The sequence below is a fragment of the Dactylosporangium sp. CA-233914 genome (genome assembly GCF_050942935.1).
In the GTDB taxonomy this organism is placed as follows: domain Bacteria; phylum Actinomycetota; class Actinomycetes; order Mycobacteriales; family Micromonosporaceae; genus Dactylosporangium.
Genome location: NZ_CP192030.1, coordinates 12,228,187 through 12,244,040, shown reverse-complemented (window position 1 = coordinate 12,244,040; position 15,854 = coordinate 12,228,187). Strand labels below are relative to the sequence as shown.

14 protein-coding genes, 1 tRNA gene and 1 pseudogene are annotated in these 15,854 nt (G+C 72.0%); 7 read left to right on the top strand and 9 right to left on the bottom strand.

The genetic code is table 11. The features are described from left to right. Genes ACQPY0_RS54700 through ACQPY0_RS54690 form a run of 3 tightly spaced genes read left to right on the top strand, consistent with a single transcriptional unit; the run spans position 1 to position 3,628 of the window. Complete coding sequence (locus ACQPY0_RS54700; protein ID WP_432980443.1) at positions 1-1,938, top strand: DUF3987 domain-containing protein; 1,938 nt, start codon at positions 1-3, stop codon at positions 1,936-1,938. Further along, positions 1,935-2,207 carry a helix-turn-helix transcriptional regulator gene (locus tag ACQPY0_RS54695; protein ID WP_432980440.1) on the top strand — a complete coding sequence of 91 codons (273 nt, stop codon included), beginning with the start codon at positions 1,935-1,937 and terminating at the stop codon, positions 2,205-2,207. Before ACQPY0_RS54700 ends, ACQPY0_RS54695 begins: the two co-directional genes overlap by 4 nt. Beyond that, positions 2,204-3,628 (top strand): tyrosine-type recombinase/integrase, encoded by a 1,425-nt coding sequence (locus ACQPY0_RS54690; RefSeq protein WP_432980437.1) that lies wholly within the window; start codon positions 2,204-2,206, stop codon positions 3,626-3,628. Before ACQPY0_RS54695 ends, ACQPY0_RS54690 begins: the two co-directional genes overlap by 4 nt. Before the next feature lie 133 nt (positions 3,629-3,761). Here ACQPY0_RS54690 and ACQPY0_RS54685 read toward each other — a convergent pair. Beyond that, a tRNA-Tyr gene (locus ACQPY0_RS54685) sits at positions 3,762-3,842 on the bottom strand. Between the two features lie 101 nt (positions 3,843-3,943). On the opposite strand from ACQPY0_RS54685, the gene ACQPY0_RS54680 reads away from it, so the two are divergent. Both ACQPY0_RS54680 and ACQPY0_RS54675 read left to right on the top strand, forming a co-directional pair. Then, on the top strand, positions 3,944-4,438 hold the full coding sequence (locus tag ACQPY0_RS54680) for a YajQ family cyclic di-GMP-binding protein (RefSeq protein ID WP_432980434.1): 495 nt from the start codon (positions 3,944-3,946) through the stop codon (positions 4,436-4,438). 65 nt (positions 4,439-4,503) lie between these two features. After that, entirely contained in the window at positions 4,504-4,938 is a 435-nt protein-coding gene (locus tag ACQPY0_RS54675; RefSeq protein WP_432980431.1) for a hypothetical protein, read from the top strand. Between the two features lie 807 nt (positions 4,939-5,745). On the opposite strand, the gene ACQPY0_RS54670 is transcribed toward ACQPY0_RS54675, so the two are convergent. From ACQPY0_RS54670 to ACQPY0_RS54635, 8 genes and pseudogenes are all read right to left on the bottom strand, one after another. Then, complete coding sequence (locus tag ACQPY0_RS54670) at positions 5,746-6,939, bottom strand: MFS transporter (protein ID WP_432980428.1); 1,194 nt, start codon at positions 6,937-6,939, stop codon at positions 5,746-5,748. Positions 6,940-7,016: 77 nt separating this feature from the next. Further along, entirely contained in the window at positions 7,017-7,892 is an 876-nt protein-coding gene (gene htpX, locus ACQPY0_RS54665; protein ID WP_432980425.1) for a zinc metalloprotease HtpX, read from the bottom strand. A gap of 138 nt (positions 7,893-8,030) precedes the next feature. Then, entirely contained in the window at positions 8,031-9,539 is a 1,509-nt protein-coding gene (locus ACQPY0_RS54660) for an NADH-quinone oxidoreductase subunit N (RefSeq protein ID WP_432980422.1), read from the bottom strand. After that, positions 9,536-11,167, bottom strand: a complete 1,632-nt coding sequence (locus ACQPY0_RS54655; RefSeq protein WP_432980419.1) for a complex I subunit 4 family protein — start codon at positions 11,165-11,167, stop codon at positions 9,536-9,538. The genes ACQPY0_RS54660 and ACQPY0_RS54655 overlap by 4 nt, the downstream gene beginning before the upstream one ends. Beyond that, positions 11,164-13,005, bottom strand: coding sequence for an NADH-quinone oxidoreductase subunit 5 family protein (locus ACQPY0_RS54650; RefSeq protein ID WP_432980416.1), 1,842 nt, complete (start codon positions 13,003-13,005; stop codon positions 11,164-11,166). The genes ACQPY0_RS54655 and ACQPY0_RS54650 overlap by 4 nt, the downstream gene beginning before the upstream one ends. Before the next feature lie 473 nt (positions 13,006-13,478). Further along, positions 13,479-13,844 (bottom strand): annotated as a pseudogene (gene nuoK / locus ACQPY0_RS54645) (NADH-quinone oxidoreductase subunit NuoK); the annotation flags it as partial. Beyond that, positions 13,844-14,365, bottom strand: a complete 522-nt coding sequence (locus ACQPY0_RS54640) for an NADH-quinone oxidoreductase subunit J family protein (protein WP_432980413.1) — start codon at positions 14,363-14,365, stop codon at positions 13,844-13,846. The gene ACQPY0_RS54640 and the pseudogene nuoK, both read right to left, overlap by 1 nt. 140 nt (positions 14,366-14,505) lie before the next feature. Further along, a complete protein-coding gene (locus ACQPY0_RS54635; RefSeq protein WP_432980410.1) occupies positions 14,506-15,018 on the bottom strand; it encodes a NuoI/complex I 23 kDa subunit family protein in 513 nt (170 codons plus the stop codon). An 82-nt stretch (positions 15,019-15,100) separates the two neighbouring features. On the opposite strand from ACQPY0_RS54635, the gene ACQPY0_RS54630 reads away from it, so the two are divergent. Together ACQPY0_RS54630 and ACQPY0_RS54625 are read left to right on the top strand one after the other, a co-directional pair. Further along, positions 15,101-15,376: a hypothetical protein gene (locus tag ACQPY0_RS54630; RefSeq protein WP_432980407.1), complete on the top strand. Its 276-nt coding sequence runs from the start codon at positions 15,101-15,103 to the stop codon at positions 15,374-15,376. Between the two features lie 158 nt (positions 15,377-15,534). Then, positions 15,535-15,750: a hypothetical protein gene (locus ACQPY0_RS54625; protein WP_432980404.1), complete on the top strand. Its 216-nt coding sequence runs from the start codon at positions 15,535-15,537 to the stop codon at positions 15,748-15,750. The last annotated feature ends 104 nt before the right edge of the window (positions 15,751-15,854 follow it).

Below are 15,854 nucleotides of genomic sequence, written 5' to 3'. Positions count from 1 at the left end.
GTGCACCGCACCCCGCCGCACGACAACGCCGCCGAACAAGCGGTGATCGGCGCGGCCCTGCTCGCCCCGGCCCTCGTCGCCGACCTCGCAGACATCCTGACAACCGACGACTTCTACCGCCCCGCCCACGGCTTCCTGTGGCGCACCTTGGTCGAACTGCACGCCGCAGGTGCGCCCGGCGACCCGGTCTCGGTCGCCGCGCACCTCGCCTCGACCGGCGCCCTGACGCGACTCGGGGGAGCGGCGTACCTGCACACGCTCGTGGCAGCCGTGCCCACCCTCGACAACGCCACGCACTACGCCCGGATCGTCGCCGAACACGCCCGCCGCCGCGCCATCGTCGACCTCGGCGATCGGCTGACCCGCATCGGCGACGGCGACGCCGACGAACTGCTCGCCACCGGCCGCGCCCTACTCGCCGACGTCGCCGCGCCAGCCTGGCCGCCGCCGATCCCGCTCACCGCCCGGCACGGCGCACCGCCGTTCCCGGTCGACGCGCTGCCGGGCTGGCTCGCCGACATGGTCTCGGCGGTCGCCGAGTTCACCCAGACGCCCGCCGACCTCGCCGGATGCCTCGCCCTCGCCGCGCTGTCGACGGCAGCCAGCGGTCGCGCGTGCGTGGAAATTCGGCCCGGCTGGCGGGAGCCGTGCAACCTCTTCACGGTCGTCGTCCTACCACCCGGCTCGCGCAAGTCAGCCGTGTTCGCCACCATGACCGGACCGCTCCTCGCGGCCGAACGGGCGCTTATCGACCAGACGAAACCCGCGATCGTGGAAGCGGAACTCGCGCGGCGAGTCGCGAGCAAGGCCGCCGAACGTGCGGCGAACGCGGCAGCGCACGCCGACAACGCCGCCCGGGAACGGCTGCTCGGCGACGCGGCCGGCGCGACGATGAACGCCGACGCCATCACAGTTCCCGTGCTGCCACGCCTGATCGCCGACGACGTCACCAGCGAACAGGCCGGCTCGCTGCTGGCCGAGCAAGGCGGGCGGCTGGCGGTGCTGTCGGCCGAGGGCGGCATCTTCGCCACCCTCGCCGGCCGGTACAGCGGCACGCCGAACCTGGAGGTATTCCTCAAGGGCCATGCCGGCGACATGCTCCGCGTCGACCGCCGCTCACGCCCAGCCGAACACGTCGACCGGCCCGCGCTCACGCTCGGCCTCGCCATCCAGCCGGAGGTCTTGCGCGACATCGCCTCCATGCCGGGCTTCCGAGGCAAAGGCCTGCTCGCCCGCATCCTGTTCTCGGTCCCGGAGAACACCGTCGGCCGCCGCCGCATCGGCACCGAACCCGTACCGCCCGCGGTCGCCGAGGCGTACGCCGATCGGCTCGGCGCCTTGGTCGCCGCGCTCGACGAGTGGACCGATCCGGCCATCATGCCGCTCCTGCCCGCGGCGAACGCCCGCGTGCTCGACATCGAATGCGAGGTCGAACCCCGGCTCGGCCCGACCGGGGCTTGGGCGCACATCGTCGACTGGGGCAGCAAGTACACCGGCGCCATCGTCCGCATCGCCGGCCTGCTCCACCTCGCCACCCACGGCGGCGACGGCTGCACACGACCGATCGACGCCGAAACCGTCGACCAGGCCGCGACGCTCGGCCGCTACTTCGCCGAACACGCCCTGGCCGCCTTCGACGACATGGGCACCGATCCCGTCGTCGACGACGCCCGACACATCCTCGGCTGGATCGAACGCACCGCCTGCCGCCGCTTCACCAAACGCGACCTGTTCAGCGCACTCTCCCGCGGCCGATTCCGCAAGGCCGCCGACCTCGACCCAGCACTCAACCTGCTACAGGCCCACGGATACCTCCGCGCCGAACCAGCTCCCGAGCGCGCCGGTGCCGGCCGCCCGCCATCGCCAGCCTGGCTCACCCACCCGGACATCACGCGACCCGCGGCGACGGTGCACCCGCTCTCGGCGGTGGCCGGATGAGCCGCCCGCGCAATCCGCAGAAACCGCAGAACGTCACGCCGCTTCGGACTTTCGCGGATAGCGCGGATTCCGCGGCGCGACCAAAGCGGACCTTCCTCACCCTGGCCGAGTTCCTGGCCGAGCTGGACGTCCCGAAGTCGACCTTCTTCCGCTGGAAGGCGCTCGGCCTGGCTCCCCGCACTTACAAGCTGCCGAACGGTCAGCTCCGCATCCGTCGCTCCGACTTCGACGCCTGGCTCGCGAGCCGGGAGGAGGAACAGGCCGCATGATCACCTTTGACGTACGGGTGTGGGGCATCTCCGAGCACAAGGGCAAGGACCGGAAGACCGGGAAGCCGCGCAGCACGTTCCGCGTGCGGTGGATCGTCGCCGGCAAGAGGTTCGGTGATTCCTTCCAGACCCGGCCGCTCGCGGAGAGCTTCCGCTCCAAGCTCGTGAGCGCCCAGCGCGAGGGCGTCGGGTTCGACACCGATTGCGGCCTGCCGGAGCCGATGGCCCGCGAGCTGCGGACGCGCACTTGGTACCAGCACGCGACCGAGTACGTCGACATGAAGTGGCCCCACGCCTCGCCGAACCATCGCAAGGGCATCGCGGAGACCATGGCCACGGTCACGCCGGTACTCCTGTCGAGTGACCGCGGAGCGCCGGATGCCAAGACCATGCGGGCGGCGCTGTACGGCTACGTCTTCAACAGCGCCGCGCGGGAGGCCGGGCCACCACCCGAGCGCCTGGCCGGCGCGGTCGACTGGGTGCAGGCGAACACGGTCAACCTCTCCGCGCTCGCGGATGCCGCGCTCGTCCGGAAGGTGCTCGACACGATCGCGCTCACCATGGAGGGCAAGCCGGCCGCCGCCGCGACCGTGACGCGGAAGCGCGCGGTCTTCTCGAACTGCTTGCGGTACGCCGTGGAGCTGCGCCACCTGGACGTGCACCCGCTCTCCTTGGTGAGCTGGACCGCCCCGAAGAAGGACGAGAGCGTCGACCGGAGCGTGGTGGTCAACCCGAAGCAGGCCGCCGCGCTGCTCAAGGCCGTTGCCGTCAAGAGCCCGGAGCTGAAGGCGTTCTTCGGTTGCATGTACTACGCGGGCCTGCGGCCCGAGGAAGTACTCCACCTGTCGGACGACGAGTACGAGCGGCCCGCGAAGCCGGGGGAGTTCGGCTGGCTTCACCTGACCGGTGCAACGGTGGCAGTGGGGCGGGAATGGAGCAATGACGACGAGGTCATGGAGGACCGAGGGCTGAAGCACCGGGCGACGACGACCACCCGATCGGTACCAGTGGCGCCTCCGCTCGCCGCGCTGCTCGACTGGCACATCACTGAGTACAAGCCCGCGGCGAACGGCCGGCTGTTCGTCACCCGCCGGGGACCAGGGGGCCGCTACGTGCCGACGCTGGGTCAGCCGATCCCGAACAACGCCTACACCACCGCCTGGCGGGAAGCGCGCAAGGAGGCGCTCACCGCCGCCCAGGTACGGTCGCTGCTCGCCAGGCGACCGTATGACCTCCGCCACGCCTGCCTCTCGACGTGGCTCAACGCTGGCGTCCAGCCGACCCAGGTGGCGGAGTGGGCGGGCAACAGCGTGAAGGTGCTGCTGGACGTCTACGCCAAGTGCCTCGACGGCGAGATCCCGACCGCGCTGCACCGCATCGCGCTTGCGCTCGGGGTCAAGCCACCCTCACGCCGCCGGTGATCATGGCGCAAACTTTGGCGCGTATTTGGCGCGACAGGTGGGATCGAGTGGGTCTGGGCCGGACCCAGTGAGACCAACGCTAAGGGCCTGCCACCGGAGTTTCCCCTGGTAGCAGGCCCTTTAGCCTTGCCTGTGGCGGGTAGAGGATTCGAACCTCTGTAGCTTTCGCGACGGATTTACAGTCCGCTCCCATTGGCCGCTCGGGCAACCCGCCTGGCGGAAGCCAGAATAGCGGTAGCCCCCGGGGGCAATGCAAACGGGTACCCTCGGCAAGCCCACAACCGTCTTAGCACGCAGTAACAGGGAGCGTCTGCCATGGCTTCGGCACCCTCGTTCGACATCGTCAGCAAGGTCGACCGGCAGGAGGTCGACAACGCGCTCAACCAGGCCGAGAAGGAGCTGGGGCAGCGGTTCGACTTCCGCGGCACCGGGGCTGAGATCAAGTGGGCCGGGGAGGAGACGGTGGCCCTCCAGGCGGAGACCGAGGAGCGGGTCGTCGCCGCGCTCGAGGTCTTCAAGGAGAAGCTGGTCAAGCGGAACATCTCGCTCAAGTCGCTCGATGCGGGCGAGCCGCGGGCGTCCGGCAAGACGTACAAGATCGACGCGAAGATCGTGCAGGGGATCGAGTCCGACAAGGCCAAGGCGATCTCGAAGAAGATCCGCGACGAGGGCCCCAAGGGCGTCCAGGCCCAGATCCAGGGTGACCAGCTGCGGGTGACCGGCAAGAAGCGGGACGACCTGCAGGCGGTCATCGCCCTGCTCAAGCAGGAGGACTTCGGAATCGCCCTGCAGTTCACGAATTACAGGTAGTCGGCTCGGCGGGGTGCCGGAGGGCACCCCGCCCATTTCCGGCGCGGAGCACTACTGTGCGCGGCATGAGTGACGCCCCGCTGTCGGATGTCATGGCGGAACATGCCGACACCGAGACCTCGGAAAGCTACGAGCGCTTCGTCGCGCTGTTCCGCACGTCCACCATCGGCATCGTCGGCGTCGGGACACTGGCTCAGGATGACCAGGGGCGTTTCATCGCGGACGGCGACTTCGGCGCCGGCCGGACCACGCACGGCGATGGGCGATCGCGGATCCTCGCCTTCGCCGACCCCGAAGCGGCCATCCGCAACTTCGGTCCCCGGTTCAACACGGGTGTATCGGGCGAGGTCCTGCTGCAAATGGCGGCAACCGACCCGGATTGCGCCGGCGTACTGGTCAACAGCGCCACCCGCGAGATCAGCCTCGTCATCAGCCAGGCGACGGCCGAGTCTTTGCTGGCCGAAGCACCCGGGAGGCGGCGCTGGTGGAGACGTCGCTAGAGGCGCATTGAGCTAGCCGGTCTTTGTCCACACACCGCACCGGTCAGTCTCGAAGTCCTGGCCGGCTTTGAGGGTGACCCGCAGATTGCCGCCGCCGATGTGGTTGTCGATGATGTCGTGCTGGTTGGTTCCGGACTTGAAGATCGCCCAGTAGCAGTCCGCGCTGGCCCCGGTGGTCTTGTAAGAGCCGGCCGGGACGTTCCAGGTGTGGAGGCGACCGGAGCGGGCGGCGGTGAGGTCGTCGGGGCCGGCGGCGACGTGGTGACGACCGGCGAGGTGGGGGTTGCGGCGAGGCCCGGGTTGCCGTCCCCGCTGGTGCCCGTCGTGGCCACGACGCCGATGCCCACGCCAGTGATGAGCGCCGCGACAACGAGGCCGACGGTGAGCGGCTTGGTGAGGCCCGAGGTCGGTGCTGGGCCGACCGGGGCCTTGTCAGGCTGAGCGGGCACGGGCGGTGGCGGGGTGGGGTCCGGGTCGGTCATGACCGGCAGCTTGGCGTAACCGCATCCGGAGTGCCCTCCGTCGATCATTCGGTGGGCATGGGCCGGGGCGCGAAACTGTTTTGCACCCTCGGGCCGTGCCCGGCGCCGGGTGGCTCGTTCAGCGTGGGCGCTTGCCGCGCTGAACCAGCACCAGGACGACGGTGGCGACGGTCGCGCCGAAGACCAGCAGGCAGCAGAGCAGGACTTCCCACGGCCTGATCGCATCCATGGGCGCCGAGCCTAGCCCTTCGCCGGGGTCGCGCAGGTCGTGGGCGTCTCGGACCAGCGAGCACGGCCTGGAGCGTCTGGGCCAGGGGTGCTGACCCTACACGGCGGCCGTTTCGCGGTCGCTCGTGTGAGTGAACGGGGCCGGGGCGACCAGGGCGCCGGCCGCGACCGCGGCGCCCGCCAGCAGGAACGCCCAGACGGCGCCGCCGGGGCGGTCGACGACCAGGCCGGTGACGGCGACGCCGGCGGCGCTGGCGCCGATCGAGGTGGTCACCAGCCAGGTGTACGCCTCGTTGAGCATCGATCGCGGCACGATCTGGCCGACCATCGCGTTCTGGACCGTGAGTGCCGGCGCGATCGTCGCCCCACCGAGCATGAGCGCCAGGCCGAGCGCAAGCGCGTTGGGCATCGCGGCCAGGACCGCGAGGCTGGCGGCTACCGCGGCGAGGAGCCATCGCAGCCGTACCCCCGGCCGCGCCCGTGATCCGAACCACACCCCGGCGACAGCGCTGCCGATGCCCCACACGCCGAGCAGGATGCCGCCGACGCTCTGGGGGTCATCGGCGACGTACTCGGTCGCGTACGCGGGCACTGCCACCCCCGTTCCGCCGAACGCGAACCCGACCCCGAACGCGGTCACCAGCAGCGGCACGAAGCCCCGCACCCGCAGCGGCCCGAGCCCGCGGGCCGGCGCGTGCCCCTCGGCCCGCCGCCAGGAGCGCATCGCCCGCCCGCGCGCCACGACGAGTGTGACCACGGCCGCGGCGGCGAGCGCGACGGCGGGCTGCCACAGCGCCACGCACAGCGCGACGAGCATCGGCCCGACGACGAAGACGAGCTCGAACAGCGCCGTCTCGGCGGCGAGCGCCGTCACCCGCACCGCGGGGTCGTCGGCCGTCAGCGCGTTCCAGGTGCCGCGCACCGCCGCCGTCATGGGCGGAAACGTCACCCCGGCCAGCACGGCCGCGCCCAGCACCGCCGCCGACGGCCATTCGCGCAGCCCGGCGAAGATCAAGAAGACCAGGCAGCAGGGGTACGTCAACCCGGTGGCCACCAGCACCGGCGCCGGCCCGATCCGATCGGCCAGCCGCCCGACGATCGGGCTCGCGGCGGCGCTCGCCACCGCGTACACCGAGCAGGCCAGCGCCGCCTGCGCGTATCGCCCCTGCGCCTGCTGCAGCAGCAACAGCAGCGACAGCGACACCATCCCGATACCGAGCCGCGCGATCACGCCGACGACGAGCAGCAGGGGCGCCCCGGGGAGCCGCCAAACGGACAGGTACTGGCGCACGCCCCGACCTCGTTTCGATCTTGAACAGCAGAGAGCCCGCCGATAGTACGGCGGGCTCTGCTGCGTTTGCGTTGGGTTTACCGGTGTCCGGCCACCCCGGCCATCTGCTCCAGTCGCGCGACGCGCTGCTCCATCGGCGGGTGCGTGGAGAACAGCGACGCGATGCCCCCACCCCGGAGCGGGTTGTCGATCATCAGGTGCGCCTGGCTCGCCAGCTGCCCGTCGGCCGGCAGCGGCAGCGCCTGCGTGCCGCGGTGGATCTTCCGCAGCGCGCTGGCCAGCGCCAGCGGGTCCCCGGTGAGCCGCGCGCCCGACTCGTCCGCCTCGTACTCCCGGCTCCGGCTGATCGCCAGCTGGATCACGGTCGCGGCCAGCGGCCCGAGGATCATCATGAGCAGCAGCCCGGCGATGCCCGGCCCCTCCTCGTCGTCGTTCGAGCTGCCCAGCGGCAGGAAGATCGCCAGGTTGGCCAGCATCGTGATCATGCCGCCCAGCGCCCCGGCGACGCTGGAGATGAGAATGTCCCGGTTGTACACGTGCGAGAGCTCGTGCCCGATCACGCCCCGCAGCTCGCGCGGCGTCAGCATCTCCAGAATCCCGGCGGTCACCGCGACCGCCGCGTTCTGCGGGTTGCGCCCAGTCGCGAACGCGTTGGGCTGCCGCGTCGGGCTGATGTACAAGCGCGGCGTGGGCTGCCCGGCCGCGGTCGCGAGATCGCGCACCATCGCGTAGAGCTGCGGCGCCTGCGCCTCGCTCACCGGCTGCGCATTCATCGCGCGCAGCGCGATCTTGTCGGAGTAGAAGTACGAGAACGCGTTCATCGCCAGCGACAGGAACACGGCGATGACCAGACCGGTGCTACCGCCGAGCCAGTAGCCGACAAGCAGAATCAGTGAGGTCAGCAGCCCGAGGAGGGCCGCTGTCTTCAAACCGTTGAAATGCCTGTGCTGCATGCTTTCAATAACAGCGCGACTCCCGGTGTACCTTCCCGATGCCGGCTGTGAGCTAGCTGAAAGCCCTCGCGGCTAGGATTCGTCCCCTTTCGCGCTCCTTCGCACGGACACGACGCTCATCGGGCCCCGGCCGTCCCCTCAGCCGAACGTCGCCGCCGCCCTCATCACCAATTCCGGCCCAAACCCGACAAGCACCGCGATCACGGCCGCCACCGCCACCGACGCCCCAACCGGCCACGGCACCCGCACGTGTTCTACGTCTACGTCACCCGATGGTGGCGCGAAGAGGGTGGCGCCGACCCGCACGTAGTACGCGAGCCCGATCACCGCGTTGACCGCCACCACCACCGCGAGCCAGGTGGCGTCCCCGCCGAGCAGCGACCGGACCACCGCCACCTTCGCGAACAGCCCCGCCAGCCCCGGCGGCAGCCCCGCCAGCCCCGCCAGGGCCAGCACCAGCACCCCGGTCAGCCACGGCCGCCGCCGCGCCAGCCCCCGGTAGTCGGCGATCTCCCCGCCGTCGGCGGCCCCGCGCACCGCGACCACGGCCGCGAACGCCGCGAACTCCAGGATCACATAGAAGAAGGTGTACCCAACGACTGCCGCCACCAGCAGCGGCGTCACCGAGTCCGCCGCGACCAGCGCCCCGAGCGGCGCCAGCAGGTAGCCGGCCTGCGCCACTGAAGACCACGCCAGCAGCCGCACCATCCGCCGCTGCCGCAGCGCCACCAGGTTGCCGACGGTCATGCTGAGCACCGCCAGCACCGCGAGCGTCAGCCCCGACGTCGACAGCACCGTCCGCGCCGCCGACACCCCGACGAGCAGCATCGCCACGACCCCACCCAGCTTCGAAGCGGTCGACAGATACGCGGCAACCGGCAGCGGCGCCCCGTCGTACGTCGCCGGCGCCCAGGCGTGCGCTGGCACCGCCGCCACCTTGAACCCCAGCCCGACCAGCAGCAGCACCACCCCGGCCCGCAGCAGTGCCCCCCGCGCGGAGGCGCCCAACGCCCCACCGGTCCCCGGGCCGCCGTCCCACGACGACAGGTGCGCGTATCCGGCCGCGATGTCGGCGAAGTGCACGCCCCCGGTCGCGGTGAAGACCAGCGCCGCCCCGAGCAGCGCCACCGCCGTCGACACCACGCTCACCACGAAGAAGGTGACCGCCGCCGAACCGCCGGCCGTGGCCCCCCGTCGCAGCCCCACCAGCAGGTACAGCGGCAGGGTCAGCGTCTCCAGCGCCACGATCAGCGTGATCAGGTCCCGGGCCCCGCCCAGCACCACGGCCCCGGTGAGCGAGCAGGCCAGCAGGAAGCAGTACTCCCCGACAGGCACCTCCCCGGTCCGCAGCAGCGGCACCGACAGCGCCAGCGCCCCGAGCGCCAGCCCCGCGAACACCCCGGCGACGATCGCCGCCGCCGGATCGAGCACGAGGGAACACTGGTCCGGCCCGGCACAGAACGCGGCCCGATGCCCGCCACCGATCCCGACACCGATCGCCGCCCCCACGACCCCGGCCATCCCCAGCGCCGTGGCGACCATGACGGGCCCGCGCCGCCCGGGCACGACGAGGTCGACGAGCAGCGCCAGCACAGCGGTGCCCGCCGCCACGTACGCGGGAACCAGCGCCACCTGATCGATCGTCATCGCCCGAACACCCCCGCCAGCGCCTCGACTGCGGCATTGGACCAGTGCAGCGTGACCGCCGGAGCCACCCCGACCACGAGCGTGAGCACGATCAACGGCGACCAGGCCACCAACTCGCCCGCGGTCAGCCGCCCGATCGTCCGCCGCCCGCTGATCGCCACCGGCTCACCCTCCGGCGCCCGCTCGCCGTCCGGCTCCCCGGGGGGCGGCGATCCGCCGGCCAGATGAGCGGCGGGCGAGGCCGTGACGAGCGCGCCGGCGAGGGCGGCGACCGCCGGGGTGGCCGGGCCGTGGGTGACCCGGCGCAGCAGCCGCAGGAAGTACGCCGCCGCGAGCGCCGCCCCCACCGCCGCCAGCGCGCCGAGCGTGATCCACAGCGCCCCGCCCCGCTCGAAGGCGGCCACGACCGCGAACGCCTCGCCCCAGAATCCCGCGAGCCCGGGCAGCCCGAGCGACGCGATCGCCGCGAAGGCCAGCACCCCGCTCAGCGCCGGCGCGGTCTCCCGCAGCCCGCCCAGGCGATCGAGTTCCCCGGTGTGCGCACGGTCCTTGATCGCGCCGGCGACGAAGAACAGCAGGCCCGTCACCAGCCCGTGGGCGATGTTGCCGATGAGCGCCGCCTGCATGCCCGTCGCCGTCAACGTCGCCACCCCCAGCAGGACAAACCCCATGTGCCCCACCGAGGAGTACGCGATCAGCCGCTTCAGCTCCGCCTGCGCCAGGCAAATCAGGCCGCCGGCCAGGATCGCGGCGGTCGCGAGGACCCCGAGCACCGGCGCACAGCGGGCCGCCCCGTCGGGCGCCACGCCCACCGCGACCCGCAGCAGCCCGTACGTGCCCATCTTCAGCAGCACCCCGGCCAGGATCACCGACCCGACCGTCGGCGCCTCGGTGTGCGCGGCCGGCAGCCAGGTGTGCAGCGGCCACAGCGGACTCTTCACCGCGAACGCCAGCGCGAGCAGGACGAACGCCAGCAGCTGCATACCCGCCGACATCGGCCGGACCGCCGGATCGCTCAGCGCCACCAGGTCGCCGGTGCCGGACGAGGAGACGACCACGAACACGCCGACAAGCAGCAGGACCGAGCCGAACAGGGTGTAGAGCACGAACTTCCGCGCCGCCCGCCGCCGCTCGGGCCCGCCCCAGACGGCGATCACCGCATACATCGGCAGGAGGACGACCTCGAAGAACACGAAGAACAGCACCAGGTCGAGCGCGAGGAACACCCCGGTGATCCCGGCCTGCAGGACCAGCAGCAGCGCCACGAGCTGCCGCCCGCGCCCGGGCTCCGGCACCCGCCAGAGGCAGTACGCGCAGCAGAGCACGGTCAGCAGGGCGGTCAGCACGACCAGCGGATAGGAAATGCCGTCGACTCCGATATGGAACCGCAGGCTCAGCGAGGGCGCCCAGGGCACGTCGATCTCGGCGAACGGCCGGATCCGCCCCGCGCCGCCCGCGTCCGCCCGCGCGGCCCCGAGCGCGACGACCACCCCGAGCGTCGCCGCGGCGAACACGGTCCCGCCGATCCGCCCGGCCCGATCCAGCCGCCCCGGCATCCCGGCGGCGAGCAGCGCCCCGATCGCGGGCAGCAGCAGGCTCGCGAGCAACAGCGCCTGTCCGGTGCTCATCGCCCCACCCCCAGCGCGACGACGATCACGGCGGCGACGACCACGGCCCCGGCCAGCACGGCGGTCGCGGCCCGCGGCAGCGCGGCGGAATGCGCACGGGCCAGTAGCCCGCCGAGCCCGCCGGCGCCCGTGCCGACCCCCTCGACCGCCCCGTCCACCAGGCCCTCGTCGCCGCGGCGGGCCAGCCGGGCCAGCGCCGCCACCGGCCGGGTGACCAGCGCGTCCTGCACCGCGTCGAGATAGAAGGCGTTGCCGAGCAGTCGGCCCAACCACGTGTCGGGCGGCGCGGCGGCCGGGTCCCAGCGCCAGGCGAGCAGCCCTCCGACCATCAGCAGGACCGCCGCGACCGCCGTCGTCCAGCCCACGTGCGCCACCGCCTCGTGCGAGCCGAGCCGCGCCGAGAAGGCGGGCGCCAGCCCCGCGAACCCGAGCAGCGCCGCCGGCACGGCCAGCACCAGCAGCGGCGCGCGCATCGCCCACGGCGGCTCGTGCCCGGCCCGCGCCCCGGCGCCGCGCGGGGCGCCGAAGAACGTGCGCCGCCACAGCCGCACCACGTATGCCGCGGTCAGCGCCACGGTCACCGCCGCCGAGCCGAACACGAGCAGCGTGAAGCCGCGCGGCAACGGCCAGGACCCGGTCGCCGCCTCGAGGATCGCGTCCTTGCTCCAGAACCCGGCCAGCGGCGGCACGCCAGCCAGCGCGCCCAGCCCCACGGTCATGGTCCAGAACGTCACCGGCATGCGTCTCCGCAGCCCGCCCATCTCCGACATCAGGTTGCCGCCGACCGCGTGGATCACCGACCCGGCCGCCAGGAACAGCAGCGCCTTGAACGCCGCGTGCGTGAGCAGGTGGAACAGCGCCGCCGAGGGCGCCCCGACCGCCAGGGCACCGGTCATGTATCCGAGCTGGCTCACCGTCGACCAGGCGAGCACCCGCTTGATGTCGTCCTGCCCGAGCGCGCTGAGCGCCCCGAGCAGCATGGTCACGGCCGCCATCACCGCGAGCACGACCAGCGCCACCGTCGAGCGCTCGAAGAGCGGATACAGCCGCGCCACCACGTACACACCCGCCGCCACCATCGTCGCGGCGTGGATCAGCGCCGAGATCGGCGTCGGACCGGCCATCGCGTCGGGCAGCCAGGTGTGCAGCGGGAACTGCGCGCTCTTGCCCGCCACCCCGGCCAGCAGTAGCACGCAGGCCGCGGTGAGCGTGCCGCCGGAGATCGCCCCCGACTGCGCCGCCGCGAAGACGTCCGCGATCCGGAAGCTGTGCGCGTGCAGCCCGAGCAGCACGATCCCGAGGAGGAACCCGACGTCGCCGACCCGGGTCACCAGGAACGCCTTGACCGCGGCCCGCGGCGCCTCGGGCAGCCGCCGGTCGTGCCCGATCAGCAGATACGAGCAGACGCCCATGACCTCCCACCCGACCAGCAGCGCGATCAGGTCCCCGGACACGACGACCAGCAGCATCGCCCCGGTGAAGAGGCTCACCTGCGCGGCATAGGGCGCATACCGGTCATCGTCGTGCAGATAGGCGACCGAATACACCTGAACGCAGAGCGCGACCACCCCGACAGCCACGGCGACCAGCCCCGCGGACCCGTCCAGCCACGTCCCGAACGTGACCGAGACCCGCCCGAACTCGGCGATCGTGACCCCCGAATCCGCACCACGACCGCCCCGGACCGCGGCGACGACCGCGCCGACGAGCACGACGGCAGCCCCGCCCACCCCCAGGAAAGCCGCAAACCCCCGCATCCTGTACCGCAAGAGCAGCCCCACCAGCCCAAGCCCCAACGGCACCCCAGGCAGCGCGGCCCCCAACGCATCGACGCTCACCCGGCCACCCCCGCTCCACCCGCTCCACCCGTGCTCCCCGGCCCGCCCGCGTCGTCCCCGTCGCCCGCGTTATCGCCGCCGACCGTTCCGCTCTTACTGCTTCGGCCGCCCGCCGCGTTGGCCGGAACCCGCTCGTCCGCGCCCCCGGCGTCGCTCCCACCGGCCGAAACTGGTTCGTCCGCGCCCCCGGTATCGCCCTCGCCTGCCGGCGCTGGTTCGTTCGTCCCACCTGTCTCATTCACGCTGGCTGGGACCGGTTCATCCGCGCCACCCGTGTCGTTCGCGCCGCCTGGGACCGGTTCGGTGCCATCTGTCTCGTTCGCGCCGCCTGGGACCGGTTCGTCCTTACCGCCTGTCTCGCTCGCGCCGGCCGAAACTTGTTTGTCCGCGCCACCTGTCTCGTTCACGTCGGACGGGACTGGTTCGTTCGTCCGACCTGTCCCGTTCACGCCGGCCGGTTCGTCGGTGCCGTGCGCTTCAGCCGGGGACGAGGGGCCGGCCGAAGCCGGCGGGGCGGGTGGCGGGTCGAGCGGACCGTCGCCCAGCGGGAGGTCGTCGACGCCGACCGTGCGGCGCAGGCGGTAAAGCTGCAGGATCAGGGCCAGGCCGACGCCGATCTCCGCGGCCGCCAGCACGATCACGAACAGCGCGAACGACTGGCCCGAGCGGGGGATCGCGGCGCGGATCGTCGCGTCGGCGGTCACGAGGATCAGGTTGACGGCGTTGAGCATGAGCTCGACGGCCATCAGGAGCAGCACGGCGTTGCGGCGCACGAGAACGCCGTAGACCCCGATGCCGAAGAGCAGGGCCGCGATCGTGAACGGCAGTGCCGGATGCATCAGCCCCGCCTCCGCTGCGCCGCGCGGGCGCCGATGTCCGGGCGCGACACCACGATCGCGCCGACCAGGGCCGCCAGGAGCAGCACCGAGACCAGCTCGAACGGCAGGACCCAGGTGCGGAACAGGGCCGCGCCGATGCGCTCGGCGGTGCCGGGCTCGGGGGTGGGGACCCGTGTCCACCGGAAGGCGCTGATGAACAGCGCGGCCAGACCCGCCCCGGCGCCGGCCCCGACCAGCGCGCCGGGCCATCGGGTGCGGTCGAGGTCTTCGCTGGCGCCGATCGGGGCGCGGGTCAGCATGACGGCGAAGAGGAGCAGGACGACGACGGCCCCGACGTAGACCAGGACCTGGACCCAGGCGACCAGCTCGGCGGTGAGCACGAGATAGAGGCCGGCGACCGCGCCCAGGGCGACGACGAGCCACAACCCGGCCCGCACGACGTGCCGGGTGGTCACGACCAGCAGGCCGGAGCCCAGCGCCACCGCGCCGAGCGCCAGCGTGAGCACGTCGGCCACGGTCATCGCTGCGCCACCCTCATGGCCGACATCCTGCCACCCGGGTATGACAGGAATCGACCGCCAGGCCGTCCGTCATCGAGCTACCAGGGAAGACCCGAGGAAGAGAGCGCCAGGGAAGAAAGGAGTGTTAAGGAGGGACGCGATCAGGCGTCGCGGGCGGCGCGCTTGGCCGCGGCGGTCTGCTCCTTGGCCGGCTCGCCCTGCGGATCGTGTGCGGGCGGCGCGGGCACGGTCGGCACCCACTCCTCGAGCCGCTCCTTCTCGTGGAGCAGGTCGCGGATGTCGTGCTCGGCGTATTCGAACTCGGGCGACCAGTGCAGCGCGTCGAAGGGGCACACCTCGACGCAGATCCCGCAGTACATACACAGGGAGAAGTCGATCGCGAACCGATCGAGGACGTTGCGCTGGCGCGGGCGTGCGGCGCCGGGGACCAGCACTTCCTCCTTGTGGGAGTCGATGTAGATGCACCAGTCCGGGCACTCCCGCGCGCACAGCATGCACACGGTGCAGTTCTCCTCGAGCAGCGCGATCACGCCCCGCGAGCGGGGCGGCAGGTCGGGCTCGACGTCCGGATACTGCCGGGTGTGCGCCCGCCGGGTCATCGTGCCCAGTGTGACGGCCAGCCCCTTGGCGAGACCCTTCCCCGGAAACTCCACATTTGGAAAATACACCGCACCCGACCGGGTGGCCCGCCTCCACGGGCCGAAAACTGTCGTACACCCGTTCTAAGATGTGCCCATGAACGAGCGACGGTGGTGGAACGGAAGCTGGTCCCGGCTGACGCGCCGGGACGTGTTCGTGCGCAACGCGGGGGCCGGGCGGTGGGAGGTCGAGCTGCGCCGGGGCGGCCCCGACGGCAGGGTCCGGACGCGGGCGTTCGGGTCCGAGGGGGACGCGGTCGGCTGGGTCGAGTCAGCCGTGCTCGACCCGGAGCGGGGGTGGCGGGAGATCCAAGCCCTTCGTGACTCCCAGCGGCCTCGAAAAGTTGCGCGCAAACTGACTCGGGCGAGCTGAAGTAGCCGGTCCGCCAGCGTCGGAATCGGCCGAATGGTCGATTCTTCTCCGAGGCCGCATCATCCTGGGCGGCGCACTGTTGGTCCCGGCGTGGTTTGTGGCACGATCGTGGGTAACCCGACCAGACCGGTACCACGGCGATCGCATGGGAGTAACAGATGCGCGACAACAAGCTCGGTCGGTGGATGGTTCGGTTGGCGGTGACGGCCGGCGTAGGCGTGGTGGCGTTAGGCATCAGCTCAACGGCCGCGCAGGCGAGCGACTACGCGCGCGGGGTGACCGTCTCGCAAGCCCGAAGCCTCACCTACATCGGCGATGCGCAGTCGGTCCAGGCCGATCCGATCTACGTGACAGAGGACTTTTCCTGGGGTTAGGCGGACCTGACAGCCGTCCCGTGGGGGCGGGCGGCTGATCGCGCCTCGACGCCAGTGTGATTGGGGAAGAGGTGCCCGCTCCGAAGTCTCCGGTCGCTCGCCCG